Genomic DNA, 1,951 nt, shown 5'->3' on the forward strand with positions numbered 1-1,951 from the left:
TCCCCCCTTAACAAGGGGGGCTAGGGGGGATCCCCCTAAATCCCCCTTAACAAGGGGGACTTTCACTCCAGTTCCCCCCTTTTTCAAGGGGGGCTAGGGGGGATCCCCCTAAATCCCCCTTAACAAGCTATGCATTAGTCACATCTTTCTTAACAATCCAGAGAGCTGATGGGACGTGAGGCAAGGTGGAATTACTTCATATTACTTAATCCATATCCGTGTTGAGTTTTTGTTCTTCCATTCAACCTCCATTGGGTACTTCATAATGTAATACAGAAGAATTATGCATTTGGGGTAGCTTGGCGTACGCAAAAACGTGCTGACGAACTCAGGGATGATCCAATGGAAGTGAGTAAACTGACAGAGCCACGAAAAATTCTCAACTCGGAGGGACTTAAATGAAAGCTTGGGCAGTAGAAGAGCTGCAAGATGCTGAATTAGGGGATGTACGTCGCAAAAAACGGTTGATGCGGATTGTCAGCGATTTGGCAGCCCAACCAAATGCCAGTGTGCCGCAAGCTTCGGGAAACTTAGCTGCGACCCAGGCTGCCTATGAGTTTTGGAAATCACCTTACATTAAACCGGAAGCGATCGCATCAGCTCACCAACGCCGTACATTAGAACGAGTAAAACTTGAGTCTATTGTCATTGCCATTCAAGACACAACAGAACTGAATTTCACTCATCATCCAGCGAAGAGGGGTATGGGTTACTTGGACAATGCTAAGGCAAGAGGCTTAAAAATTCACTCAGTATTTTGTAGTACAAGTAATGGTGTGCCTCTAGGTGTATTACATCAACAAGTCTGGGCTAGGGATATCGCGCTCGTTGGGAAAGAAGCATCAACGACACAAAAAACCCATCTCTGAAAAAGAGAGCCAGCGTTGGAAAACGACCTTGGATGCTACCCAGAGTCTGATTGCTCCAGAAATTACCGTTGTCACAGTGGCTGATCGCGAAGCTGACATCTATGAGTTGTTCATGCTGCCGCGCCGCCCTTCCTCGGAGTTTCTGATTCGTGCGATGCACAACCGTACAGTCAAACCTACCTCTGAAGACCAACAACTCCAACGTCTTGACCAAGCAATTGGAAAAGTAATGCCTTGTGGTCAGCTGACCTTAGAACTCAGACGAAATCCAGAACGCCTTGCCCGTCAAGCTACCCTGACCCTACGTACTACAACCATTGAGTTACAACCACCAGCTACTCATCCCGAACGGGAGCGCCTCCAACCAATCCGCCTACAGGTAATAAAAGCAGAAGAAGAAAACCCACCACCCGGTGTGGTACCAGTTCGTTGGTTACTCTTGACTACCTTAGAGGTTACTTGCTTTGAGGATGTGGTGCAATGTTTGCGTTGGTACTCTTATCGTTGGTTGATTGAACGCTATCATTATGTCCTCAAGAGCGGTTGTCGCCTCGAACAACTGCAACTGGAAACTGCCGACCGCATCCACCGAGCTTTAGCCACTTACACCATTGTGGCTTGGCGCTTGTTGTGGATGACTTACTTGGCTCGTTACCACCCTGATACTCCTGGGGATACGGTACTAGAAACCCATGAGTGGCAAGCGCTTTACTGCACTATTCATCAAACACCCTCCCCACCTGAGGTCCCCCCTAATTTGAGGACTTGTGTGCGTTGGATAGCCCAGTTGGGTGGATTTTTGGCGCGCAATAGAGATGGTGAACCAGGGGTGAAAACCCTTTGGCAGGGTCTGCGACGACTGCATGATATCGCACAGACTTGGCTTCTACTTTCCCCGAAAACCACTTCTGGTGTCAAGTCCCATTATGTTAAGAAAAATGTGACTAATGCATAGCTTAACAAGGGGGACTTTCACTCTTTTTCAAGGGGGACTTTCACTCCAGTTCCCCCCTTTTTCAAGGGGGGCTAGGGGGGATCCCCCTAAATCCCCCTTAACAAGGGGGACTTTCACTCTTTTTCAA

1 pseudogene is annotated in these 1,951 nt (G+C 48.3%); it reads left to right on the forward strand.

The features are described from left to right. The first annotated feature begins 398 nt into the window (after positions 1-398). Positions 399-1,824, forward strand: a pseudogene (locus tag F6K38_RS40530) (IS4 family transposase). The last annotated feature ends 127 nt before the right edge of the window (positions 1,825-1,951 follow it).

Origin of the sequence: Moorena sp. SIO3B2 (assembly GCF_010692525.1) — a bacterium.
Lineage (GTDB): Bacteria > Cyanobacteriota > Cyanobacteriia > Cyanobacteriales > Coleofasciculaceae > Moorena > Moorena producens.